This window comes from Streptomyces sp. NPDC044571, assembly GCF_040647115.1.
Taxonomy (GTDB): domain Bacteria; phylum Actinomycetota; class Actinomycetes; order Streptomycetales; family Streptomycetaceae; genus Streptomyces.
In genome coordinates, this window is the sequence record NZ_JBEZBN010000011.1 from 23,143 (window position 1) to 45,085 (window position 21,943).

General features: G+C 74.2%; 23 protein-coding genes. 10 read left to right on the top strand and 13 right to left on the bottom strand.

Annotated features, from left to right (window positions below):
- Positions 1–96: 96 nt before the first annotated feature.
- Both AB0B01_RS08270 and AB0B01_RS08275 read left to right on the top strand, forming a co-directional pair.
- Entirely contained in the window at positions 97–315 is a 219-nt protein-coding gene (locus AB0B01_RS08270) for a hypothetical protein (protein ID WP_361714202.1), read from the top strand.
- Positions 312–1,016: a hypothetical protein gene (locus tag AB0B01_RS08275; RefSeq protein WP_361714205.1), complete on the top strand. Its 705-nt coding sequence runs from the start codon at positions 312–314 to the stop codon at positions 1,014–1,016. Before AB0B01_RS08270 ends, AB0B01_RS08275 begins: the two co-directional genes overlap by 4 nt.
- Here AB0B01_RS08275 and AB0B01_RS08280 read toward each other — a convergent pair.
- The 5 genes from AB0B01_RS08280 to AB0B01_RS08300 all read right to left on the bottom strand — a co-directional run bounded on the left by AB0B01_RS08280 (position 962) and on the right by AB0B01_RS08300 (position 5,419).
- Entirely contained in the window at positions 962–1,606 is a 645-nt protein-coding gene (locus AB0B01_RS08280; protein ID WP_361714208.1) for a GNAT family N-acetyltransferase, read from the bottom strand. The two genes, AB0B01_RS08275 and AB0B01_RS08280, sit on opposite strands and share 55 nt — an antisense overlap.
- Before the next feature lie 7 nt (positions 1,607–1,613).
- Positions 1,614–1,970: a hypothetical protein gene (locus AB0B01_RS08285; protein ID WP_361714211.1), complete on the bottom strand. Its 357-nt coding sequence runs from the start codon at positions 1,968–1,970 to the stop codon at positions 1,614–1,616.
- A gap of 21 nt (positions 1,971–1,991) precedes the next feature.
- Positions 1,992–3,476: a PTS transporter subunit EIIC gene (locus AB0B01_RS08290; RefSeq protein WP_361714215.1), complete on the bottom strand. Its 1,485-nt coding sequence runs from the start codon at positions 3,474–3,476 to the stop codon at positions 1,992–1,994.
- Between the two features lie 84 nt (positions 3,477–3,560).
- Positions 3,561–4,493 (bottom strand): N-acetylmuramic acid 6-phosphate etherase, encoded by a 933-nt coding sequence (gene murQ, locus AB0B01_RS08295; protein ID WP_361714218.1) that lies wholly within the window; start codon positions 4,491–4,493, stop codon positions 3,561–3,563.
- Complete coding sequence (locus AB0B01_RS08300) at positions 4,490–5,419, bottom strand: MurR/RpiR family transcriptional regulator (RefSeq protein ID WP_361714221.1); 930 nt, start codon at positions 5,417–5,419, stop codon at positions 4,490–4,492. Before AB0B01_RS08300 ends, murQ begins: the two co-directional genes overlap by 4 nt.
- A gap of 97 nt (positions 5,420–5,516) precedes the next feature.
- On the opposite strand from AB0B01_RS08300, the gene AB0B01_RS08305 reads away from it, so the two are divergent.
- Complete coding sequence (locus AB0B01_RS08305; protein ID WP_361714224.1) at positions 5,517–5,888, top strand: hypothetical protein; 372 nt, start codon at positions 5,517–5,519, stop codon at positions 5,886–5,888.
- Positions 5,889–5,895: 7 nt separating this feature from the next.
- Positions 5,896–6,162: a DUF4031 domain-containing protein gene (locus AB0B01_RS08310; RefSeq protein WP_361714227.1), complete on the top strand. Its 267-nt coding sequence runs from the start codon at positions 5,896–5,898 to the stop codon at positions 6,160–6,162.
- A gap of 98 nt (positions 6,163–6,260) precedes the next feature.
- Here AB0B01_RS08310 and AB0B01_RS08315 read toward each other — a convergent pair whose 3' ends face one another.
- Both AB0B01_RS08315 and AB0B01_RS08320 read right to left on the bottom strand, forming a co-directional pair.
- Positions 6,261–7,484, bottom strand: coding sequence for a Cmx/CmrA family chloramphenicol efflux MFS transporter (locus AB0B01_RS08315; protein ID WP_361714461.1), 1,224 nt, complete (start codon positions 7,482–7,484; stop codon positions 6,261–6,263).
- Between the two features lie 56 nt (positions 7,485–7,540).
- Positions 7,541–8,194, bottom strand: a complete 654-nt coding sequence (locus AB0B01_RS08320; RefSeq protein WP_361714230.1) for a hypothetical protein — start codon at positions 8,192–8,194, stop codon at positions 7,541–7,543.
- A 138-nt stretch (positions 8,195–8,332) separates the two neighbouring features.
- On the opposite strand from AB0B01_RS08320, the gene AB0B01_RS08325 reads away from it, so the two are divergent.
- Positions 8,333–9,019, top strand: coding sequence for a copper homeostasis protein CutC (locus AB0B01_RS08325; RefSeq protein WP_361714233.1), 687 nt, complete (start codon positions 8,333–8,335; stop codon positions 9,017–9,019).
- A gap of 442 nt (positions 9,020–9,461) precedes the next feature.
- Here AB0B01_RS08325 and AB0B01_RS08330 read toward each other — a convergent pair whose 3' ends face one another.
- Complete coding sequence (locus tag AB0B01_RS08330; RefSeq protein ID WP_361714464.1) at positions 9,462–11,438, bottom strand: AAA family ATPase; 1,977 nt, start codon at positions 11,436–11,438, stop codon at positions 9,462–9,464.
- Positions 11,439–11,852: 414 nt separating this feature from the next.
- On the opposite strand from AB0B01_RS08330, the gene AB0B01_RS08335 reads away from it, so the two are divergent.
- Entirely contained in the window at positions 11,853–12,038 is a 186-nt protein-coding gene (locus AB0B01_RS08335; RefSeq protein ID WP_356853809.1) for a hypothetical protein, read from the top strand.
- 16 nt (positions 12,039–12,054) lie between these two features.
- On the opposite strand, the gene AB0B01_RS08340 is transcribed toward AB0B01_RS08335, so the two are convergent.
- A complete protein-coding gene (locus AB0B01_RS08340; RefSeq protein WP_361714237.1) occupies positions 12,055–13,698 on the bottom strand; it encodes a DNA repair helicase XPB in 1,644 nt (547 codons plus the stop codon).
- Positions 13,699–13,839: 141 nt separating this feature from the next.
- Here AB0B01_RS08340 and AB0B01_RS08345 point away from each other — a divergent pair, with 141 nt between their 5' ends.
- Positions 13,840–14,304, top strand: a complete 465-nt coding sequence (locus tag AB0B01_RS08345) for an N-acetyltransferase (RefSeq protein WP_361714240.1) — start codon at positions 13,840–13,842, stop codon at positions 14,302–14,304.
- A gap of 58 nt (positions 14,305–14,362) precedes the next feature.
- On the opposite strand, the gene AB0B01_RS08350 is transcribed toward AB0B01_RS08345, so the two are convergent.
- The 3 genes from AB0B01_RS08350 to AB0B01_RS08360 all read right to left on the bottom strand — a co-directional run bounded on the left by AB0B01_RS08350 (position 14,363) and on the right by AB0B01_RS08360 (position 19,083).
- Positions 14,363–15,640: a hypothetical protein gene (locus tag AB0B01_RS08350; RefSeq protein WP_361714243.1), complete on the bottom strand. Its 1,278-nt coding sequence runs from the start codon at positions 15,638–15,640 to the stop codon at positions 14,363–14,365.
- Between the two features lie 317 nt (positions 15,641–15,957).
- Positions 15,958–16,566 (bottom strand): DUF4291 domain-containing protein, encoded by a 609-nt coding sequence (locus AB0B01_RS08355; protein ID WP_361714246.1) that lies wholly within the window; start codon positions 16,564–16,566, stop codon positions 15,958–15,960.
- A gap of 72 nt (positions 16,567–16,638) precedes the next feature.
- A complete protein-coding gene (locus AB0B01_RS08360; RefSeq protein ID WP_361714467.1) occupies positions 16,639–19,083 on the bottom strand; it encodes a helicase C-terminal domain-containing protein in 2,445 nt (814 codons plus the stop codon).
- A 219-nt stretch (positions 19,084–19,302) separates the two neighbouring features.
- Between AB0B01_RS08360 and AB0B01_RS08365 the strand changes: the two genes are divergently transcribed.
- Together AB0B01_RS08365 and AB0B01_RS08370 are read left to right on the top strand one after the other, a co-directional pair.
- Positions 19,303–20,310 carry a hypothetical protein gene (locus AB0B01_RS08365; protein WP_361714249.1) on the top strand — a complete coding sequence of 336 codons (1,008 nt, stop codon included), beginning with the start codon at positions 19,303–19,305 and terminating at the stop codon, positions 20,308–20,310.
- A gap of 141 nt (positions 20,311–20,451) precedes the next feature.
- A complete protein-coding gene (locus AB0B01_RS08370) occupies positions 20,452–21,078 on the top strand; it encodes an HAD family hydrolase (protein WP_361714252.1) in 627 nt (208 codons plus the stop codon).
- Here AB0B01_RS08370 and AB0B01_RS08375 read toward each other — a convergent pair.
- Positions 21,075–21,326, bottom strand: a complete 252-nt coding sequence (locus tag AB0B01_RS08375; RefSeq protein WP_361714255.1) for a hypothetical protein — start codon at positions 21,324–21,326, stop codon at positions 21,075–21,077. The two genes, AB0B01_RS08370 and AB0B01_RS08375, sit on opposite strands and share 4 nt — an antisense overlap.
- A gap of 189 nt (positions 21,327–21,515) precedes the next feature.
- On the opposite strand from AB0B01_RS08375, the gene AB0B01_RS08380 reads away from it, so the two are divergent.
- On the top strand, positions 21,516–21,899 hold the full coding sequence (locus AB0B01_RS08380; protein ID WP_030012939.1) for a cold-shock protein: 384 nt from the start codon (positions 21,516–21,518) through the stop codon (positions 21,897–21,899).
- The last annotated feature ends 44 nt before the right edge of the window (positions 21,900–21,943 follow it).

Sequence of the window (21,943 nt, forward strand, 5' to 3'; positions counted from 1 at the left end):
GGTCCCGTTGTTTCGGGTCCGTCCTTGAAAGGCTATCCAGCCCGTCACCACTCTGTGTAGAGAAGGCGAACACTCAGAGTGGAAAGGTGACATGTCATGGTGCTCACTCCGAAGGAGCGGCTGAGGGCGGCCGAGGAGGCCGTCGGGCAGTTGCGGGACGCGCTCGGCGGGGTGGGGGTGGTGCTCCCGTCGCTCGGGGTGGACGTGGTGTCCGCGGCGGGGACGTACGGGTTGCCGCTGGTCGAGCTCGGCCGCTGCAACCTCGACACCGCGCTGCGGCTGGCCGCCGTGCTCCACGAGCGGGCGCACCCGTGAGCGGGGACGAGCGGGCCCGGTGCGAGGCCGCCCTGGAGGGGTTCTTCGAGGTGGCGCGGGGGTGGGAGTTCGAGCTGGCCTGGAAGCTGTGCTGGCTGGAGAAGGGCCTGGTCGGGGAAGGGTGGCGGCGTCCGGGCACGGGCCTCTCGGTGCGGGTGGGGCGGGACGGGCGCAGCGGTCTGTGGACCGCCGTCGGCGATGACGGGGAGCGGCGGGTGCGGGAGACGGCCGGTACGGCGGACGAGGCGACGGCCCTGGTGCAGGAGGCGCTCGGGCTGACGGCGTGGCGGCCGCAGCCGCCCCCGCCGCCGGGGTGGCACCGGTTCACGCTCATCCACTGCCCGGTGGACGGTTCGTCCGAGGAGGACGAGCCGCGCTACGAGGCGATCCGGGTGCGGCCGCCGAGGGGGTGCGTGGTCGAGGACGTCGGCGGGTGCTTCGGGCTGCGGTGCGAGCGGCCGGGGGCGCGGTTGCTGGACGCGGTGGCGGAGCTGTGCGGGGAGATCCGGGCGGGATACGGGCTGGTGATGGCCGACCTGGGAATCGAGAAGCTGTGGGAGTGGTCGCAGGACGGCACGGACGGGTGGGGCGCCGAGATCGTCGGGCAGTTGCTGCTGATGGCGGCGGAGCGGGCGCCGAAGCTCGGCTACAGCACCGACGACCTGGTGACCTTCCTGCGCACCGCGTCCGGGGCGGCCTGAGCCGGCGGTACCGGGTCCGTGCGGAGGCGGGCGTGGAGGTGCTCGTCGTGCCAGCCGTCCGCGTGGAGGAGGGCGCCGCGCATGGTGCCCTCCAAGGGGAAGCCGGCCTTGGCCGCGATCCGGCACGAGGCCGGGTTCGCCACGGAGTGGGTGATCCGCAGGCGGTGCAGGCCGAGCTCCTCGAAGGCCCAGCGGCTGATCCGGTCCACGGCCGGGACCATCGCGCCGCTGCCACGGCCGGCCGGGAGCAGCCAGTAGAGGAACTCCGCGCTGCCGCCCGGCAGATCGAAGTCGGCGAGCCCGATCAGCCCGACGGGCAGGCCCCCTCCGGCCGGCGCCACGGCCCACATAACGGCCCGCTCGGCCAGGCGGCGGTCCTCCCACGCGGCGATGCGCTCCCGCGCCTGCTCCGGGGAGAGCAGCCCGGGGCGGTTCCAGTGCCGGACGTCCGGGTCCAGGCAGGCCTGCACCAGCGCCGGGGCGTCCTGCGCGGCCCAGGGCCGCAGGGCCAGTGCGCCCGGGAGGGCGAAGGACGGCTGGGTGAGGGCGGCCAGGCGGCCCGGCGGAACCACGGGGGGTATGTCGGTCATGCGCCCATCATGCGGCGTCGTGGAAGTGGGACAGCAGCGCGTCCGGGTCTGCGCCGAGGGTCAGTTCGGGCGGGACGGCGGGACCCCAGAGCCAGGTGCGGTCGCAGCTGAAGCAGAAGACCATCTCGAACAGGAGCTCCTCCATGGCGTCGTAGACGCGCAGGCCGAAGCCGGGGGCCGGGCAGGCGCGGCGCTCGCCCGGCTCCATGGAGGAGAGCAGTGCGAGCGCCTCGGAGGCATCCTTGCCGGTCCAGGAGGCGAGCGGGCTGCCGGTGACGGGGTCGCCGAACCGTTGCGGGCGCTCGGAGAGGCGTACGACCTCGATCAGGGCGGTGGCGGCAACGGCGTCGGCGGGGAACTCCATCCGGAAAGTCTCGCTTTCCCCTTAGATTTTGGCCATAGCAGGCCCCTGTGCCGGTTGAACAGTGGCCGGATTCGTGTTTTCGGCATCGGTGTTCAGGTCGGTCAGCATCTGCCGGGTGAAGCCGAAGAAGTACGTGGCGATGAAGCCGGCGAGGTAGCCGACGGCCAGGCCGCCCGCGTAGATCGCGAGGCTCAGGCCGAGGCCCGCGGTGCCGTCGAGCAGGGGGAACAGCGCCCATCCGGACGGGCCGATGGCGGTGGAGCCGAAGGTGACGCCGAGCTGGTTGAACAGGCCGACGAACGCTCCGCCCGCCGCGCCGCCGACGCATGCGGTGACGAAGGGGCGGCCCAGCGGGAGGGAGACCCCGTAGATCAGCGGTTCACCGACGCCCAGGAAGCCCGCGGGCAGGGCCGACTTGATGGTCGTCCGCAGGGAGCGGTTCCGCGGCAGCCGGCAGTAGACGGCGAGGGCGGCCCCCACCTGGCCCGCGCCCGCCATGGCCAGGATCGGCAGCAGGACCGTGTAGCCGGACTGCTCGATCAGGGTGGTGTGGATCGGGATCAGCGCCTGGTGCAGGCCCAGCATGACCAGGGGGAGGAACAGCCCTCCCAGGACCAGGCCCGCGAGGGCGCCGCCGCGGGCGAGGAGCCAGTGGGCGGACGTACCGATGGCGGTGGAGACCTCACCGGCCAGGAACATCAGGCCGAACAGGGTGACCAGGCCCGCGACCAGGACCGTGAGGGTGGGGGTGACCAGGACGTCGACCGCCTCCGGAACCCACCTGCGGCACCACTTCTCCACGCGGACGGCCAGCAGCGCGGCCGCCAGGGCGCCGAGGACACCGCCCTGCCCGGGGGAGAGATGTTGGCCAAAAGCATCCACCTTGGCGACGCCCGGGAAGACGATGATCGCGGCGACCGCGCCGCCGAGGACGGGCGTACCGCCGAACTCCTTCGCGGTGTTGAGGCCGACGAAGACCACGATCAGCGACATGAAGCCGGAGGCGAGGGCGGCGAGCGCCGGGGCCACGGCGGGCAGCCGGCCGGTGTTCACCAGCACGCCGTTCAGCCCGGCGATGATGCCGCAGCCGATGAGCGCCGGGATCAGCGGGACGAAGATGTTCGCCACGCGACGCAGGAACAGCTTGAAGGGGGTGCTGTTGCGGGCTTTCTGCGCCGCCTTCAGCGCGGCGCCCCGCTCGGCGAGTTCCGCGGCGGTGACCGGCAGCGGCGGGGCCCCGGCCCGGCCCTCCTCGACCAGGGCCTCGAACTCCGGGGTCACGCGGGCCACGGTGCCGGGGCCCAGCACGATCTGGTAGGTGTCGGCGTCCTCCACCACGCCCAGCACGGCGGGCAGCGCCCGCAGCGCGGTCTCGTCGACCAGCGAGCGGTCGTGCAGGGCCAGGCGCAGACGGGTCATGCAGTGGGCGATGGAGCCGATGTTGCGGGGGCCGCCGACCAGGGTGAGGAGCGCGGCGGCGGTGGCGCGGTTCTTGTCAGTGCTCATGTGGGGGTCGCCTTGCCGTGAGGGAACCGGGGTTCGGGAACCGTGGGGGTCGGGAGGCGTGCGGGGTGCTGCCGGGCGGCGGGGTCAGGGGGCGTGCGGGGTGCGGGCCAGGGCCGCGCGGAGATGGCCGTCGGCGGCGGTGAGGAGTGCGGCGGCGGTCGGCCCGTCGACGCCGCCGAGGAGGACGAGGGCGGCCTGCTTGACCTCGCCGCCGGTGGCGGTGAGCGCGGCCTCGATCTCCTCGTCCGAGGCGCCGGTGGCGAGCACCAGGATGTGGCGGGAGCGGGCGCGGAGCTTCTCGTTGGTGGCGCGGAGGTCGACCATCAGGTTCCCGTACGTCTTCCCGAGCCGGATCATGGTGAGGGTCGAGACGAGGTTCAGTACGAGCTTCTGCGCGGTGCCGGCCTTCAGGCGGGTGGAGCCGGTGAGCAGCTCCGGGCCGACGACGACCTCGATGCCGTGCAGGGCGGCCTCGGCGAGCGGGGAGCCGGCGTTGCAGGCCAGGCCGATGGTGAGCGCGCCGCGCCTCCGGGCGTAGGTGACGGCGCCGACCGCGTACGGGGTGCGGCCGGAGGCCGAGATGCCGACGACGGTGTCGTCGGCGGTCAGGTCCAGGGCGGCGAGGTCGGCTTCGGCGAGCTCGGCGGAGTCCTCGGCGCCTTCGACGGCCCGGAGCATCGCGGAGGGGCCGCCCGCGATCAGGCCGACGACCTGGGCCGGGTCGGTGTTGAAGGTGGGCGGGCATTCGCTGGCGTCCAGCACGCCGATGCGGCCGGCGGTGCCGGCGCCCGCGTAGACGAGCCGCCCGCCGCGGGCCATCCGGGGCGCGATGGCGTCGATCGCGGCGGCGATCCGCGGCAGTTGGCCGGCCACCGCGGCCGGGACGGTGGCGTCCTCGGCGTTCATGAGGCGGGCGAGTTCGAGGGTGGGGAGGCGGTCGATCTCGGCCAGTTCGGGGCGGAAGGCCTCGGTGGTCAGGGCCGCGAGCTGGGCGCGGAGATCGGCGTACGCGGTCATGGGCATTGCTCCTGGCGGCTGGTGGGGCGGTGGCGGGGGGCGAGTGCCTCGTAGGAGGCGGCGAGGGCGGGTGCGGCGGTCTCGTAGGTCTGCTGCGCGACGGCGACGAACAGGCAGTCCACGACGAGGAGCTGGCTGGTGCGGCTGGACATGGCGGCCGGGCGCAGCCGGCTCTCGCGGGCGGCGGAGGTGGTCAGCACGTGATCGGCGTGCCGGGTGACCGGTGAGTGCGGGCGGCCGGTCAGCGCGATGGTGGTGGCGCCGCGCTCGAAGGCCGTACGGAGGGGGTCGATCACGTCGCCGGTGGAGCCGGAGTGGGTGATCGCGACGGCGGCGTCGCCCGGACGGAGCTGGACGGCGTTGGTGACGGCCAGGTGCGGGTCGGCGTGGGCGAGGGCGACGAGCCCGATGCGCTGGAGCTTCTGCGCCAGGTCCTGGGCGACGAGCGCCGAGGCGCCGACGCCGTAGATGTCGATCCGGCGGGCCGTCGCGAGCGCGGTGACGGCGGCGGCCAGCGCGGTGAGGTCGAGCCCTGCCGCCGTGTCGGCGAGGGTCTGGGCCTCCTCGCGGGCCAGCTTGGCGACGACGTCGGGGAGGGGGTCGTCGACGGTTATGTCGACGGTGACGGAGGGGGCGGCGCCGGATTCCTGCTGCGCGGCGAGGGCGGCGAGGGCCAGGCGCAGGTCGCGGTAGCCCGGATAGCCGAGGAGGCGGGCGGTGCGGACGACGGTGGCCTCGCTGGTTCCGGTGTGCTCGGCGAGGGCGGTGACGGTGAGCCGGGCGCAGCCGGCCGGGTCGGCCGCGACGGCCTCGGCGACGGCCAGCACGGAGGGGGTCATGGAGGGGGCGAGCGCGCGGACGCGGGCGCGCAGCGGGGTGCGGGCGGTGAACGCCTCGGTGAAACTTTCCTTCATGACCTCACTCATGTGTGAAATCTATTTTCACAAGCCGCGGAGGAGCAAGCCGCCGGGCTGTGACCGAGGGACCTTCGCCACCTGGCCGGTGCGGGTTCACAATGGCCCCATGGACCACGCGACCCCCCTGGAACAGGCGCTGCACGCCGCCCGTGCCCTGGTACTCGCCGATCTCGTCGCGGGCGAGGTCGCCGAGGCCGATGTCGTCTCCCTCGTCGAGGACTCGGTCACGCACCGCCGGTGGTGGGTGGAGCAGTGGCCGGAGGGGGTCGACTACCTCGCCGGACTCGTCGCCCAGGACGTACAGGACGCACTGCTGGAGAAGTACGGGCGCTGGCCGCTGTGCCCGGTCTGCTCGCACGGCGATCCGCACGCGCTGGACGTCGAACCTGAACTCGGACCCGATCCGCACTGGGTGTGCGGGAAGGCGGGCGTGAAGGTCGCCGCGGTGGGCGGCCTCGGCCCCGTCCTCGGCCGGTGAGCCGCCGGTGACGATCTACATCGACCCGCCCACGTGGCCGGGCCACGGCCGCATGTGGTCGCACATGGTCAGCGACCTCTCGGTGGAGGAGCTGCACGCCTTCGCGGCGAAGATCGGCTGCCCGCCGCGGGCCTTCGACGGGGACCACTACGACGTCCCCGAGCACCGCTACGCGGACGCGGTGGACGCCGGCGCCGTGGAGGTCGGCAGCAAGGAACTGGTCCGCCGCCTCACGGCAGCGGGCCTGCGCCGCCCGAAGGGCCGCCCGGCGTAGCCGCCGGGAGGCGGCCGGAGCGGTCATCTCCTCCCGCACCCGGGGCCATTCGGGTCTGGGACCGCCGGATCAGGCCGTCGGCGGGCACCGTCAGTGGTTCACATACCGGTACGGACGGTGTCCGCCGGCGCCGGGCGGGCCGGTGACGAGGCGACGATCCGGGTCGGGTCCGGCGGCGTACGACGGTCCAGGCGCAGGGCGAGCGCTCCCAGGCCGACCGCGGTGACCGTCATGGCGGCCCCCGCCCAGGCGGTGGCCGCGAAGCCGTGGCCGGCGTCGATGACCGTACCGCCGAGCCACGGGCCGCCGGTGTTGCCCAGGTTGAACGCGGCCGTCGTGGTGGCTCCGGCCAGGGTCGGGGCGGCGCCCGCCACGTTGAACATGCGGGCGTTGAGCGCGGGCGCGGTGAAGAAGGTCGAGAACCCGATCAGGAACGACAGCCCGACGGCAGCCCCCGCCGACGACGCCAGCAGGGCCAGCGCCACGAGGAAGACCGTGGAGGCGGTGATGCCCCACAGCATCACCCCGAACAGGTGCGCGTCCGCGACCCGGCCGCCCACCGTCGTACCGGCCAGCGCGCCCACCCCGAACAGCGCCAGCACCCACGGCACCCAGCCGGAGTCCAGCCCTGCGACGTCCGTGAGCAGCGGCGAAAGGTAGCTGAAGGCGCAGAACACGCCGCCCGCCGCCAGGGCCGTGACGCCGATGGAGAGCCACACCTGCCGGTCTCGGTAGATGCGCAGCTCCCGTACCGGCGACGGCCTCTCGGCGGGCAGCGGGATCCTCGGGATCAGCGCGACGATGCCGGCGAGCGCGACCGCCGAGGCGGCGCCGACCGACCAGAACGCGGAACGCCACCCCAGGTGCTCGCCGAGGAAGGCGCCCGCGGGGACGCCGAGGACGTTGGCGATGGACAGGCCGCCGATCATGACGGCCATGGCCCGGGCGCGCTGGTTCTGCTCGACCATGGCGATGGCGACGGCCGCGCCGACCGCCCAGAAGCCGGCGCAGGCGAGCGCCGAGACGATGCGGGAGGCGAAGAGGAGCGCGTACGAGGGGGCCAGCGCGCCCGCGACCTGCCCGAGGCCGAAGAGGCTGATGAGGCAGATGAGTGTGGTGCGGCGCGGGAGGCGCAGGGTGGCCACGGCGAGCAGGGGTGCGCCGACGACCATGCCGATCGCGAAGGCGGATATCAGCAGGCCTGCCTGCGGGATCGTGACGTTCATGTCCTCGGCGATGGGGGGCAGCAACCCCGAGAGCATGAACTCACTGGTGCCGAGGGCGAAGACGGACAGACCGAGTACGTAGACGGCGACGGGCATGCGGGAGCGGGCGGCGGCGGGGGGCATGTCTCTCCCGAACCGCCGCGAAAGGGATCTCATTCCCCGGGGCCGGTGAGGAGCGCGAGCTCCGCGGCCAGGTTGTGGCGGGCCGCGGCCTCCCAGTGGGCGGTGCCGTGGGGCGTGCGGAAGAGCCGGGGCAGGTCGAGGAGCTGGCGCAGGACGGCGGCGCGGCCGGCGCGGAAGGCGTCGTCGGGGACGAAGCCGTACTCGGCGCGGACGGCGGCGGTGTACGCGGCGTACGCGTCCGGGCCGCCCGCGAGGACGGCCAGGTCCGCGTCGCACAGCACCTCGCCGTTGGTGTCGCCGGGCGCGGGGTCGTGGGTGACGGTGAGCCGTACGAGGCGGGCCACCTCGGCCGTGCGGGCCCCGTCGACGCCGAGCTCGGGCAGGGCCCGCTCGGCGAGGGCGGCGCTGCGTTCCTCGTTCTCGGAGCGGTCGGGGCGGTAGACGGCGTCGTGGAACCAGGCGGCGAGTTCGACGGCTGCGGGGTCGGCGGCGTGCGGTGCGAGGACGTCGATCCGGGCGAGGACGTCCGCCAGGTGGGCGGTGGTGTGGTACCGGCGTTGGGGCTCCGCCCAGGCGGTGAGGAGCCGGTCGGCGTAGGGGGCGGGGTCCCGGCCGGGGTCGGCGCCGGCGGCGGCGGTGGTGGCGGCCCAGCGGGCGCGGAGTTCTGAGGTCGCGGTGTCCATGGGCACATTCTGCGGGCGGGTGTGGGGGGTAGGCGGGTGGCGTGATTGTGCTGGTGGTGGGTGGGTGCGGGCCCGTACCCTGGATATTGGACTAGACCTATTTTGCATACCAGCAGCTTTTCCGGAGGAGTGGGGCCCATGAGCAACCGTGCAGTCCTGGAGGTGATCGCCCTCGACGTGGAGGACGCGGTCGCGGCCCAGGCGGGTGGGGCGGACCGACTTGAACTGGTCACCGACATGGCCGCCGACGGGCTCACCCCGTCGCGCGAGACCTTCGCGGCGGTCAGGGCGGCGGTCGACATCCCGCTGCGCGTGATGCTCCGTAGGACGGACGGGTTCGCCGCCGGTCCCGTCGACCTCCTCGTCGAGCAGGCGCGGGAGCTGCGGGCGGAGGGGGCGCAGGAGTTCGTCCTCGGGTTCCTGAAGCCGGACGGCACGGCCGACCTGGCGGCGATCGAGGCGGTGGTGGGGGAGCTGGGGGGTTGCCGGTGGACGTTCCACCGGGCGATCGACCGGGCGGCGGACCGGGACCAGCTGCGGAAGTCCCTCGCGGAGCTGCCCGGGCTGGACACCTACCTGACGGCCGGATCGGCGGAGGGGGTCGAGGCGGGGCTGCCGGTGCTGGTGGCCGAGGCCGGGCGGCGGGGGGAGCCGGGGTACGGAGCGCAGCTCCTGGTGGGCGGGGGGCTGGCGCTGGCGCACCTGCCCGTGCTGCTGGGTGCGGGGGTGGACGGCTTCCACATCGGCGGCGCGGCCAGGCCCTCCGGGTGGTCCGCCCCGGTCTCCGCGCCGGCGGTGGCGAGGTGGCGCGAGGCCTTGTCCTGACGGCACCGCCGCGCGGTGGGCTCCGCCGGCTGGATGTCGTTGCGCGGGCCTCGGGTGCCGGGGCGGGCTTCGCGGACTGTGGTGTCGCTGCGGGGAGCCTCGGGTGCTGCGGCGGGCTTCGCGGGCTGTGGTGTCGTTGCGGGGGGCCTCGGGTGCCGGGGCGGGCTTTGCCGGGTGTGGTGTCGTTGCTCGGGAGCGTGTGGTGGTGGGGCGGTGCCACTCCGGAAGTTCGTCTCGGCTCGCGGATCCTGGCGGGATCGAGAACGGACTCGGCGGTGACCGCTCATCCTCGACTCACCACCGCAGTGTCCCCACCCCACCCGCCGATGCCCGACCACATCCCGCCTCCGGCCGGCCGAAATCAGCCCCGCCCCACCCTTGAGGCACCGGCCCGCAATATTCAGCCTCGCCGGCGTTTGAGGCGCGGGGGCACCGGTCGGTGTCAGGCCAGGAGGGCAGCCGGGAGAGGGGTGGTGTGGAGGGCCGTCAGGCCGGAGACGGCTCGGGTGAGGCAGACGTACAGGCGGCGCAGGCCGGTGCGTTCGTCCGGTTCGCCCGAGACGATCGCCGCCGGCTCGTCCAGCACCACGTAGTCGTACTCCAGGCCCTTCGCCAGCGACGCCGGCACCAGCGTCAACCGCGCCCGCGCCGTCGTCTCCTCGCCCGGCGCGAGGTACGGCAGCCCCGCCCCCCGCAGGGCCTCCGCCAGCTCCGGGATCCTGGCGTCGGCCGCGATCAGGCCGATCGAGCCCTCCTGGGTCAGGGACGCCCGGCAGGCCTCGATCACCGCGGGCGTCAGGTCCGACACCGGGGTGACGACCAGGGAGCCCGGCGTCTCGCGGACCGAGGAGACCGGCGCCAGGCCCGGGGAGATCGACGGCAGCAGCCGCGACGCGTACGCGATCACCTCGCGCGGCACGCGGAAGCCCGCCGTCAGCTCCTCCACCACCGCCTCCGGCTTGCCGAGGTGGGTCAGGGCCTCCGCCCAACTGCGGGTCGCCCACGGCGTGGTGCCCTGCGCCAGGTCGCCCAGGACCGTCGCCGAGCCCGTCGTGCAGCGCCGGCCCACCGCCCGGTACTGCATCGGCGAGAGGTCCTGCGCCTCGTCGAGGACGACATGGCCGAGCGAGTGCGTACGCTCCACCAGGTCCGCCGCCTCGTCGATCAGGACCAGGTCCGCCGCGGACCACTTCGCCGACTTCACGCTGCGGTACGGCTTCGGCCAGAGCAGCAGCTTCTGCTCCTCGTCCGAGAGGATCCCGTCCGCGTGGGCGGCGAGGAACTCCGCGTCCGACAGCAGCCGCAGCACCAGCTTTGCCGGTTCCACCACCGGCCAGACCGCCTTGACGACCGCCTTCACGGCAGGGTTGCGGGCCACCGTGTCCTGGACGCGGTCGTCGGGGGCCTCGCCCGCCTGTTCCATGCGGACGAGCACCGCGTGGGCGATCCGCTGCGGCAGCGCGTCACGGGCGGCGCCGTAGCGGATGTCGCGGTTCAGGAGCTCGGTGACGATCTCCTCCAGTTCGTACGCCGGCACCCGCCAGCGGCGCGATCCGCGGACCACCATCAGGGGCTCGGCGGGCAGGGTGACGTGCGAGCGGACCGCCCGGCGCAGCACCTCGGCCATCCGGGCGTCGCCCTTGACCACCGCGGTCGGGGCGAGGTCGGCGGCCCGGACCTCCAGGCCGTCGCGGGCGACCAGGTCGTCGACGGTGGCCTGCTTGACCTCCAGCTCGCCCAGGGCCGGCAGGACCTGCTCGATGTAGTGCAGGAAGGAACGGTTCGGCCCGATGACGAGCGTGCCCGTACGGGCGAGCCGCTCGCGGTGGGCGTAGAGGAGGTACGCGACGCGGTGCAGGCCCACCGCGGTCTTCCCGGTGCCGGGGCCGCCCTGGACGCAGACGGAGCCGGACAGGCCGGAGCGGACGATCTCGTCCTGCTCGGGCTGGATCGTCGCGACGATGTCGCGCATGGGGCCGACGCGCGGGCGCTCGATCTCCTGCTGGAGCAGTTTGCTGACCGCGGCCGCCTCGGCGGGGTCGCTGAGGTGCTCGTCCTCGTACGCCGTGAGCTCGCCGCCCGTGTAGCCGAAGCGGCGGCGCAGGGCGACGTCCTGGGGGTCGGCCTTCGAGGCACGGTAGAAGGGCTGGGAGACCGGCGCGCGCCAGTCGATCACCATGGGGTCGCCGTCGGCGTCGTGGACGTGGCGGCGGCCGATGTAGAACTGTTCCCCCTCGGCGCCCTCGGCGAGGTCCGCGCCGGGCGCGTGGAGGTAGTCGAGGCGGCCGAAGAAGAGCGGGGTGTGCGCGAGGTCGGCGAGGGCCTTGATCCGGTCGTCGATCTGGGCCTGGAGGACGATCGCGTTGACCCAGTTCGCGGTGACGTCGCGGATGTCGAGGGCCTCGACGTCCGCGCGCATCGCGCGGAGTGCGGCCCGCGATGCGGTGAGGTGCGCCTGTTCGCGGGCCAGGGGGTGGGAGGGGGCGAGGTCGGTGGCGTGCGCGGGCACGGGAATGCCTCCAGCTGCTGGTACGGAACGAAGCCCGCCGGTTTCCTCCCCCAGCTACCGCTGGGAGGTACCCCCAGGCGGGCGGCACTCCCCGGTACGGCGGCGGGAGGCGGCAAGAGCGGAGATTGTAGTCAGGGGCGGGGCGCCGCGCGAGCGGATTCACGCGGCGCAGGCGGGGGCCCCGTCCGGGGGTCATACCCGGGAGTGTCAGACCTCGGGTAGGGGTCCTCGGGGGCGGCATGGGACGGGAGGAGGAGGCCGGAGGGCAGGCGGCTCAACCCGCAGGGCGATGTGCCGGGGCCGGTCGCGGCGCACCATGGACTCATGAGCACCGCAACCTTCACCCCGGTCCAGGGTGGCCGCCCGCGCGGGGCCACCGCCGCCACCGACTCACCGCCCCGGCACCGCCTGGGCGACCTGCTGCGCGCCGCGAAGGTGTTCGCGGCGACCGCCGTGAGCGTCGTCGTCCTCGGCGAGTACTCCGAGGACGCCGGCGTCATACGTCGCTGACCGCGCCCCGGCAGGATCAGTCGTTCGCCAGGAGCTCGTCCGCGTCCATGATCCGGTAGGCGTAGCCCTGCTCGGCCAGGAAGCGCTGGCGGTGCGCGGCGAAGTCCTGGTCGATCGTGTCGCGCGCGACGACCGAGTAGAAGCGCGCCTCGTGCCCGTCCGCCTTCGGACGCAGCACGCGGCCCAGCCGCTGGGCCTCCTCCTGGCGGGAGCCGAAGGTGCCGGACACCTGGATGGCGACGGTGGCCTCCGGCAGGTCGATGGAGAAGTTGGCGACCTTCGACACCACCAGCACGTTGATTTCGCCCGCCCGGAAGGCGTCGAAGAGCTTCTCGCGCTGCGCGTTCGAGGTCTCGCCCTTGATGACGGGCGCGTCCAGGTGCTCGCCGAGCTCGTCGAGCTGGTCGATGTACTGCCCGATGACCAGGGTCTGGTCCCCGCGGTGCTTGCGGACCAGTGCCTCGGTCACCTTCCGCTTCGTGGCGGTGGTCGCGCAGAAGCGGTACTTCTCCTCCGTCTCGGCGGTCGCGTACGCGAGCCGTTCCGACTCGGTGAGGTTCACCCGGACCTCGACACAGTCGGCCGGTGCGATGTAGCCCTGCGCCTCGATCTCCTTCCACGGCGCGTCGAAGCGCTTCGGACCGATGAGGGAGAAGACGTCGGACTCGCGCCCGTCCTCGCGGACCAGGGTCGCGGTCAGGCCGAGCCGGCGGCGGGCCTGGAGGTCCGCGGTGAACTTGAAGACCGGCGCCGGCAGCAGGTGCACCTCGTCGTAGAGGATCAGCCCCCAGTCGCGGGAGTCGAACAGCTCCAGGTGCGGGTATACGCCCTTCCGCTTCGTGGTCAGCACCTGGTACGTGGCGATGGTGACGGGCCGGATCTCCTTGCGCGTGCCGGAGTACTCGCCGATCTCGTCCTCCGTCAGCGAGGTCCGCCGCACCAGCTCGTGCTTCCACTGGCGGGCCGAGACGGTGTTCGTGACCAGGATCAGCGTGGTCGCCTTCGCCTTCGCCATGGCACCGGCGCCGACCAGCGTCTTCCCGGCGCCGCAGGGCAGCACCACGACGCCCGAGCCGCCGTGCCAGAAACCCTCGACGGCCTGCTGCTGGTACGGCCGCAGCGCCCAGCCGTCCTCGACCAGGTCGATGGCGTGCGCCTCGCCGTCGACGTACCCGGCCAGGTCCTCGGCGGGCCAGCCCAGCTTGAGCAGGGTCTGCTTGATCTGCCCGCGCTCGGAGGGGTGCACGGCCACCGTGTCGGGGTCGAGCCGCGCCCCGACCAGGGGGGCGATCCGCTTGGACCGCAGGATCTCCTCCAGCACCGGCCGGTCGGTGCTGGTCAGCACCAGGCCGTGGACGGGGTGCTTGGACAAGGTGAGGCGCCCGTAGCGGGCCATGGTCTCGGCGACGTCGACGAGCAGGGCGTGCGGGACGGGGTAGCGGGAGTACTCGACGAGCGCGTCGACGACCTGCTCGGCGTCGTGCCCGGCGGCGCGGGCGTTCCACAGGCCGAGCGGGGTGATCCGGTACGTGTGGATGTGCTCGGGGGCCCGCTCCAGCTCGGCGAAGGGGGCGATGGCACGGCGTGCTGCGCCGGCGAGCTCGTGGTCGACTTCGAGGAGGAGTGTCTTGTCGCTCTGGACGATGAGAGGCCCGTTCACGAACGTCCCTTTCGGCGTGGCGGTGGCTGCCCGGACGCGGGCGGCCAAACCTCCAGTCTGCCGTATCCCGGGCCGCCCAGGCCGCCCGGCGGGGGCGGATATCGGGGTGACGGGCGGTGGACCGGTTCGTAGGGTCGGGGCATGAGTGATCGACTTTTGTTCGTGCCGGAGGACTTCGAGGTGCCGCTCGGGTGCGAAGGAGAGGGCTTCCGGCTGGAGCCGCTGGGCGAGGCGCACAACGAGCGGGACCTCGCCGCGTGGAGCGGGAGCATCGCGCACGTGCGGGCCACGCCCGGCTTCCAGGGCCGGGGCTGGCCGCCGCCGGAGGGGATGTCGGCGCAGGACAACCTGGCCGACCTGGCCCGGCACGCGCGGGACTTCGCCGAGCGCCGGGGGTTCACGTACACCGTCCTGGACGGCGGTGACGACGTCATCGGGTGCCTCTACATCTACCCGTCGAAGGACGCCCCCGGGCGGGTCCAGGTCAGTTCCTGGGTCCGGGCCGACCGGGCCGCGCTCGACGAGGTCCTGTACGAGCGGGTGCGGCGCTGGCTCGCCGACGTGTGGCCGTTCGAGGAGGAGCTGATCGACTACGCGGCGAGGTGAGGACCCGGCACGCCGAAGGGGCCCGGCACCTGTGCCGGGCCCCTTCGGGTGCGGAGGATCAGACGCGGGTGGCGCGGCGGCGGCGGGCGCCGAGCCACATGGCCGCCCCGCCGAGGGCGACGAGGACCGCGGCCAGGCCCGAGTACAGGCCGGTGTGGGAGTCGGCGCCGGTGTGGGCCAGGGAGCCACCCGTGGTGGTGGTGTTCGAGTTGCCGGTCACGGCAGCGGTGGTGGAGGCCGAAGCCGAGGGCGAGGGGCTCGTCGACGGCTGCGGCGTCGCGGACTTCGACGGCGAGGGGCTCGGGGTGGCCGTGGCGGCCGGGGCGATCTGGAACTTCGCCTCGTCGGCCAGGAAGGGGTGGGTGTTGCCCTCGGCCAGGCCGACCTGCGCGGTCAGCGTGGCCGTCGTCGCCTTCGGCAGCTTGGACTTCGGGCCGAGCTTGGCGCGCAGGTGCACCTTGCGCTCGCCGGACGCCTTGCCGAAGCCCTTCGCGATGTCGGGCAGGCGGCGGTTGCCGTTGGTGCCGGAGATGTCCTGCCACTTGCCGTCGACCTGGACCTGGAGCTGGAGGTCGGCCTGCTCGTCGGAGATGCCGTCGGCGATGTTCACGTCCAGGTAGGTGGCCAGCGCGGTGTTGAACGCGCCCTCGCCGTTGGCGCGGTAGCGCAGGTCCATCTCCCGGCACTGACGCTCGTCGATCTTCTCCTGGCAGGGGCTGATCTGGTCGCACCAGAGGTCGACGGTGCCGGTCTTGACCGACGGGTCCGTCTTGAAGGTCAGGGACGGGGAGCCGCCCTCCGCCACCTCGGCCTGGTAGCTGGTGGCCCGCAGCGTGAAGTCGCCGTCGTTGGTCGGGTAGCCGGCGCCGAGGCCGACCGTGACCTTCCAGGTGAGCTTGCCGCCGGCCGGGACCTCGAAGCCCTGGTTCGGCTCCTTGCCGGTCGGGTGGAACATGCCCTGCCACTCGCCGTCCTGCTGCCCGATGAAGGCGGTGGTCGCCGGGGCGTCCACCGCCTCGACCTTGAAGAGCACGTCGCTCTTCTGGAGCGGGCTCGGGCCCTCCGGGTCGCCCAGGATCCACGGGTGGAAGGAGTGGGCCTTGTCCGAGGGGTTCGTCACCGTCAGCTCGAAGGTCTCCGTCGCCCCGCCGCGGGTCAGCGGGCCGCTCGGCGCCGGGGCGCCCATCGTGATCTTCAGCGCGTGCTGGTTGGTGCCGCCCTCGGCCGGCGCGGCGTAGGCCGACAGGGGCATCAGGACGGTACCGGCGACGGCGGCGACGACAGCGGTGGCGGCCGCGGAGCGGAGGGTGCGGCGGGTGGCGGTGCGAGCGGACATGGTGGACTCCCCCCAAGGAATCACGAGGGCCGGGCGGCCGCAGGGCGGCAGCCGGCGCAGAGGCACAGGCGAGGGTGGTGAAACGATTCGGCCGGGGCAGAGCGCCTGGCCGGATGGTCTGGTCGTACGGGGTGTCGCTCTCGGGCCGGTGTTTCTTCCCCTCGGCCGCTCTTGCGATGGACTGATCTTCACATACGGTGGATCACGAATCCACCGGTCCAGTGTCACCGCTGTGCAACAGGCCGCGGTGGTCCCACGACCCCTCTGAGCTGCGATAACGGGACCCGTGCATTCCGCTCCCGGGTGCCGGTCGCGGCCTACGCGCCGAGGTGCGCCAACGAACCCGCCGGATAGGGGGTTTCCACCGGCAGCAGAGCCCGCGCCGCGGCCTCGTCGCCGGACCGCACCAGGGCGTGGATCTGCCGGGCCAGCGGGGTCACGTCCCGGATCGATACCGTCCACGCGTCGGCGTACGCCCGCGAGGCCGGCCCGGACAGGCCCAGTTGGAGCGAGCGGTGCGGCAGCGGGTTCAGGTGGAGATCGCGTTCCGGATCCCACTGCACGCGCGCCGGTGCCGCCCGCAGCGCCTGCTGCCAGGCCTCCCGGTCGGTGTGCGTACCCGACTCGAAGTGGGACAGGCAGGCGTGGCGCAGCGCGTGGTCGAAGCCCTCACGGGTGATCTCGACGGCGAGCACCGTCTCCTGGTCGGCCTTCGTCGCCCAGCCGCAGCGGTACATCATCCACAGGAACGACGGCTTGATCCACGTCATCCGCTCCCGCTTCCAGGCGGCGGGGAAGCGGCCGTCGCGCGCCGCGGGGAGCCCGAGCCGGGGCGCGTACGCCTGGTAGACCGTGACCGTGGTGGCGGTGTGGGCGGCGCGGATCTGCCGCAGCGGGGGCCCGGACCGGTTCTGCTCGTCGTGCATGGGGCCAGACTGCGGGGTGAACGGGCGCCGCCGCCAGCGGATTTGTTCCCGCCGACGGTGGCCGCCGCCATGTCACACCTGGTCCTCCGCCAGTTCCGCGACCCCCGTGATGCGGTGCAGCGGGTACGTCCGCACCTCGTCCGCCGTGTGGTCGTACCCGGTGACGAAACCGCCCTCCACCCGCACCGGGGCGATGACCCGCTGGCTCGCCGCCCCGTCCGCGTTCACGTAGCCGATCCACACCGCGGACCCCGTCAGCGCGGCCGCCTGCACCGTCGCCAGGGTCTCCGCCGCGCTGGTGCGCGGGAGTTCGCCCGGCGCCGCGGACGGCACCGTCGCGGTCTCCTTGCGCACCGCCGTCGCCGCCAGGTCGCCGGCGCGGATGGCCCGAACGGCCGCCCCCAGCAGCGTGTCGTCCGGCACCGGCGGGCCGTCCGGCACCGGCACGGGCGCCGAGCGCGCCGGAGTGCGGTGCGCGTCCGCGCGCGCCACCACCACGTCGCCGGTACGGGACTCCGCGGCCGGCGCGTAGCCCATCGCCCGCAACCCGTCGAGCAGCGCGGTCGGTTCGGCCTGCGCCGCCAGCACCGTCGGGGCGAGCCGGCGCAGACCCAGCCCGGCCGACCGCTTGTCGGCCAGGATTTCGTTCAGCATGCCGTCGTCGTCGCAGCGCACGTACGAGGACGCCGCGCCGACCCGCAGGTGCCCGTGCCGCCGGGCCACGTCGTCGATCAGGTACGCCAGCGGCTGCGGGACCGGGGTGCGGCTGTGCTCGGCCAGGAAGGCGTGCAGGTCGACGGCGGTGTGGCCGGCGTCCAGGGCGCGGCGTACGGAGCCGGGCGTAAAGCGGTAGACGGTCGCCCCGCCCTTGGACTCCACGTCCGCCAGCACCGCCAGCACGTCGGCGAGCGGCCGGCGCAGCGGCCCCGGAGCCACCGCCGTCAGGTCCGCCTGGAGCAGCACGTGGTCCACCGGTTCGGGAAGCAGCGCCGCCAGCAGCGGCACCGGATCCCGGTGCTCCAGCAGGGCGCGGCCGTGCGCGGCGAGCGCGCCCCGGCCGGTGACCCCGAGGGTCTCCGCCTCGGCCAGCGTCCAGTGCGCGAGGCGGGCCCGCAGATCGCTCGTCCCGCGTACGGGGCGCTCCCAGCCGAGCCGGTTCAGCAGCGCGTCCGGGTCGGGCGAGCCGCCCTCGGGCAGCCCCGCGAGGAGTTCGAGGACGCGCCGGCGGACCTCGGGCGCGGCGGAGCGGTCCAGGTCGGCGCCCAGCGCGGAGAGGGTGCGGCCCTTCGCGTCCTGCTCGCCGACCAGACCGGCCGTACGGGTCGCGGCCAGCCAGGCCGCGGCGAGTGCCGACCACCGCTCGGCGGGCGGCAGTTCGAGCCAGTCGTCGAAGGCGGGGGTGGGCGCGTACCGCTCGTCGGCCTCTCCGTCGCCGGCCAGCAGACCGGCCGCGTAGGCCAGTTCGATCCAGAACGCGGCCATCGGCTCGGTGGTGTCCAAAGTGGCCGCCGCGCGCTTCAGGTCACGTACGGAGAGCCCGCCGGCGCGCAGCACCGGCGGACCGGCGTGCTCCCAGGACTTCACCAGCTCCTCGACCGTGGACAGCGCGGCCAGCGCCTGCCCGGCGGCGTTCGCGTCCACAAGCTGTGGACGGTGCTCGCGGTGTGCGGTCACCGGCGGGGCGAGGGGTTCCGGGGTGCGGTGCGCGAGGCCGCCGCGCAGGTGCAGGGCCACCTCGCGGGGCAGCACCACCGTCCGGGCCGAGGTGGGCAGCAGCAGCCCCCGGTCACGCAGCCAGCGCACCGGCGGGGCCGGGTTCGCGGTGACCTCCCCGTACGGAGGGCCCCACACGAGCCGGCCCAGCACCTGGTGGGCCTCCGCCGGGGCCTCGTCCAGTAGCGCCGACATCCGCTTCTGGTCGGTGAACAGGGCGGTCAGCGCCGTCACTGCGGACACCGGGTCGTGGGTGGCGGGCAGCCCGACGGCGGCCACGATCTCCTGGACCCGGGTCGGCGACATCCCGGCGGTGGCCTCCGCGACGGTCGGGCCGAGGCCGGTGGGCGAGGGGCGGCCGGCGGAGGGGGACAGCAGCTCGCGGGCGGTCCGGACGAGGCGGAGCCGGTCGTCGTCGCCCCAGACGAGGGCCTGGTCGCGGAGGGTGGCCAGGGCGCGGGGCAGTTCGGCGCGGGTTTGCGGGGCGAGGGGCGTGTCGCTGTCGCTGTCGCTCGGGGTGGCGGTGGGTGCGCCGGTGCCGCTGTCGCTCGGGGTGGCCCTGGGGGTGTCGGTCGTCCCGGCCATGAGGCTTTCCAGGACGGGGTACGGGCACGGGTCCGGGGCCACCGCCAAGGCCTCCGCGGTCTGCAGGGCGAAGCGGTCCAGGCGGTCCAGGGCGCGTACCACGGAGGCGCGGGTCCCGGCGCGGGTGGCCAGCTGGGTCATGTCACCGGGCACCGGGCTGAGCAGGTCCGGGCGCGCGTGCAGCAGGGCGGCGAGCGCCGCGTCGTCGCGGGCGCGCAGCGCCTCGGCGAGGGAGCGCGGGGCGGTGCCCGCGGCCCCCGCGGTGGCGCGGGCCGCGGTGTCCGCGGTGCCCGCGGCGCTGCTCGTCGGCTCAGGCACGGTCGCCTCCATGGTCGCGTCGGCCGGTCCCCATCCGGCCAACGGTATCCGCTGCGCCCTCGGCCGCTCCACGGGCGCACGCGCTACCTTTCCCGGCAGGCGGTACGGGAGGAGCCGGGCATGGGGATCGAGAGCGACCATCTGGTCTACGAATATCTGAGCCGCGTCGGCGACTTGGCGCAGCAGCGGCAGCTGGCCTCCGGTGACCGGATGCGGCTGGTGGCCGGTCTGCGGGACGAGATCGACCGTCGGCGTGCCAAGTACGAGCCGGAGACGCCCGCTGCCGTGCGCCGGATCCTGGAGCGGATCGGCACGCCGGAGGAGGTCGTGGACGCGCTGGGTGCGGCGGGGCGGGGAGGGGCGGGGGCGCCGCCCGGGATGCCGTCGGTGCCGGTGCAGCGGGGGCCGGGCCGGCTGCGCAAGCCGGCTGCGCCGCCCGCGCCGCCCGCCCCGTCGGCCCCGCCGCAGACGGCGCCCGCGCCGCCGCATCTGGCCGGGTTGGACGAGCTCGGCTCCTCGGACGGCGGTGTCGAGCCGGACTGGTGGCGGGTCGTGCCCGGGTCGCAGGTCGAGGGCTTCGCGGGCGGGGTGGAGATCCCGGAGCTGTTCGAGGCGCCGAAGCAGCCGGAGCCGGAGCCGGAGCCGGAGGTCGGGCCGGGGTTCGGGTCTGCCCCCGGGGGCGGGCTCGTACGGTTCCTGCGGGAGCGGCGGCGGGCGAAGCGAGCGGGTGCGGGTGCGGGTGCGGGTGCCGCGGAGCCGGCTGCGGCGGGGCCGGCCGCCGCGGGGGCTGCGCGCCCGAGGCCGCATGCCTTTCTGCTGCTGGCCGCCGTGATGCTCGTGGCGGGGGCGGTGACCGGGTCCTGGCTGCTGCTGGTCGGGGGTTGGCTGCTGGCCTACGCCTCGCGGGTGCTGGGGCCGGCCGAGCGGAAGTGGGTCGTCTTCGGGCTGCCGGGGGTGGTGTTCGCGGGGGCGGTGGTGTGGCTGTGGGGGCGGCTGGACGGGCGGTGGGGTGCGCCGCTGACCGACGAGGGGCTGGGCGGGGTGTTCCAGGGGATGTGGCCGTGGCTGGCGAGGGCGGCGGCGGTGGCGTCGGCGTTGTACCTGGCGTGGCGGGCCCGCCGTCGCTGACCCCTGCGGGGCGGTGGCTGCGGAGGGGCCGGGGCCGGTGTTCGGCGGCCCGGAGGCCGCTTGTTCCGTTCCCGGCCGGCCGCCTCCGGCCGGTGGGCCGGGGGCAACCGGGTGTTTGCGCGGGCTCGGCACAATGGGCGCATGACGATCCCCGCGCAGTTGACCGTCGGCTTCGACCTCGACATGACCCTGATCGACTCCCGGCCCGGGATCAAGGCCGCCTACCAGGCGCTTTCGGCGGAGACGGGCACGTTCATCGATGCCGACCAGGCGGTCACGCGGCTCGGGCCGCCGCTGGCCGAGGAGCTGGCCTACTGGTTCCCCGAGGCGGAGATCGAGGCCATGGCCGACCGCTACCGGGAGATCTACCCCACCTACGCCATCGAGCCGACCCCCGCCATGCCCGGCGCCCGTGAGGCGATCGCGGCCGTCCAGGCGCTCGGGGGCCGGGCGATCGTCGTCACCGCCAAGCACGAGCCCAACGCCCGCCTCCACCTGAGCCACCTCGGGATCGAGCCGGACGCGGTCATCGGCTGGCTGTGGGCCGAGGCCAAGGCTGGTGCCCTGCGCGAGTACGGGGCGCAGGTGTACGTCGGCGACCACGTGGGTGACGTACGCGGGGCCCGTACGGCGGGTGCGCTGTCGGTGGCGGTGCCCACGGGCCCGTGCCCCGAGGGCCAGCTGCGGGAGGCCGGCGCGGACGTGGTGCTGCGGGACCTGACCGCGCTGCCCGAGTGGCTGGAGGAGTACGTGCGGTCCGGGTCCTAGGACTGCGAGGCGCGGGCGGCCTTGCGCTGGGCGGCGGCCGAGCGCAGGACGCCCGCCGCCGAGATGGCGAAGCCGACGCCCATCAGCATGCACACCGCCCACGCGTACGAGGGGAACGGGTCGGTGTGCAGGAACAGCGGGGCCATCGTCACCAGGGTGGCCACGGCGCCGGCGATGAACACGATGCCGCCGGTGCGCACCAGGGCGTCGCCGGGCCGTGCTTCGTCGGGGTCAGGAGTAACAGTCACCCGACCAGGGTAGTTCCCTGGCCGAAGCAGCCGACGGCGATCAGCCGGTGAAGGACCGGGGAACGTCTTGTCACCTGCCCAACGCCCACTAGCCTGGACTCGGCGGGTCACCCATGGCCCGCTGCGCTGTTATCCGGAGCCGCTGCGCGGCGTACCGGACCCCGACGAGCACAAGGACAGAGGACGGACGTGCCTACCGGCAAGGTCAAGTGGTTCAACAGTGAGAAGGGCTTCGGCTTTCTCTCCCGCGACGACGGCGGCGACGTCTTCGTCCACTCGTCGGTACTCCCGGCCGGCGTCGACGCGCTCAAGCCCGGCCAGCGCGTCGAGTTCGGCGTCGTCGCGGGGCAGCGCGGTGACCAGGCGCTTTCGGTGACGGTGTTGGACCCGGCGCCGTCGGTCGCCGCGGCGCAGCGCCGCAAGCCGGACGAGCTCGCCTCGATCGTGCAGGACCTCACGACGCTGCTGGAGAACATCACGCCGATGCTGGAGCGCGGCCGGTACCCCGACAAGGTGCACGGCACGAAGATCGCCGGCCTGCTGCGGGCGGTGGCCGACCAGCTCGACGTCTGAGCCGCCGACGTGCGGCGGTGCCCCGCCTCCTCCTCCTCCGGAGG

Coding starts and splice junctions, on each gene's coding strand:
- AB0B01_RS08270 (WP_361714202.1), top strand. CDS start 97: ATGGTGCTCACTCCGAAGGAGCGGCTGAGGGCGGCCGAGGAGGCCGTC.
- AB0B01_RS08280 (WP_361714208.1), bottom strand. CDS start 1,606: ATGACCGACATACCCCCCGTGGTTCCGCCGGGCCGCCTGGCCGCCCTC.
- AB0B01_RS08285 (WP_361714211.1), bottom strand. CDS start 1,970: ATGGAGTTCCCCGCCGACGCCGTTGCCGCCACCGCCCTGATCGAGGTC.
- AB0B01_RS08290 (WP_361714215.1), bottom strand. CDS start 3,476: ATGAGCACTGACAAGAACCGCGCCACCGCCGCCGCGCTCCTCACCCTG.
- murQ (WP_361714218.1), bottom strand. CDS start 4,493: ATGACCGCGTACGCCGATCTCCGCGCCCAGCTCGCGGCCCTGACCACC.
- AB0B01_RS08300 (WP_361714221.1), bottom strand. CDS start 5,419: ATGAGTGAGGTCATGAAGGAAAGTTTCACCGAGGCGTTCACCGCCCGC.
- AB0B01_RS08305 (WP_361714224.1), top strand. CDS start 5,517: ATGGACCACGCGACCCCCCTGGAACAGGCGCTGCACGCCGCCCGTGCC.
- AB0B01_RS08315 (WP_361714461.1), bottom strand. CDS start 7,484: ATGCCCGTCGCCGTCTACGTACTCGGTCTGTCCGTCTTCGCCCTCGGC.
- AB0B01_RS08320 (WP_361714230.1), bottom strand. CDS start 8,194: ATGGACACCGCGACCTCAGAACTCCGCGCCCGCTGGGCCGCCACCACC.
- AB0B01_RS08325 (WP_361714233.1), top strand. CDS start 8,333: ATGAGCAACCGTGCAGTCCTGGAGGTGATCGCCCTCGACGTGGAGGAC.
- AB0B01_RS08330 (WP_361714464.1), bottom strand. CDS start 11,438: ATGCGCGCGGACGTCGAGGCCCTCGACATCCGCGACGTCACCGCGAAC.
- AB0B01_RS08335 (WP_356853809.1), top strand. CDS start 11,853: ATGAGCACCGCAACCTTCACCCCGGTCCAGGGTGGCCGCCCGCGCGGG.
- AB0B01_RS08345 (WP_361714240.1), top strand. CDS start 13,840: ATGAGTGATCGACTTTTGTTCGTGCCGGAGGACTTCGAGGTGCCGCTC.
- AB0B01_RS08350 (WP_361714243.1), bottom strand. CDS start 15,640: ATGTCCGCTCGCACCGCCACCCGCCGCACCCTCCGCTCCGCGGCCGCC.
- AB0B01_RS08355 (WP_361714246.1), bottom strand. CDS start 16,566: ATGCACGACGAGCAGAACCGGTCCGGGCCCCCGCTGCGGCAGATCCGC.
- AB0B01_RS08365 (WP_361714249.1), top strand. CDS start 19,303: ATGGGGATCGAGAGCGACCATCTGGTCTACGAATATCTGAGCCGCGTC.
- AB0B01_RS08370 (WP_361714252.1), top strand. CDS start 20,452: ATGACGATCCCCGCGCAGTTGACCGTCGGCTTCGACCTCGACATGACC.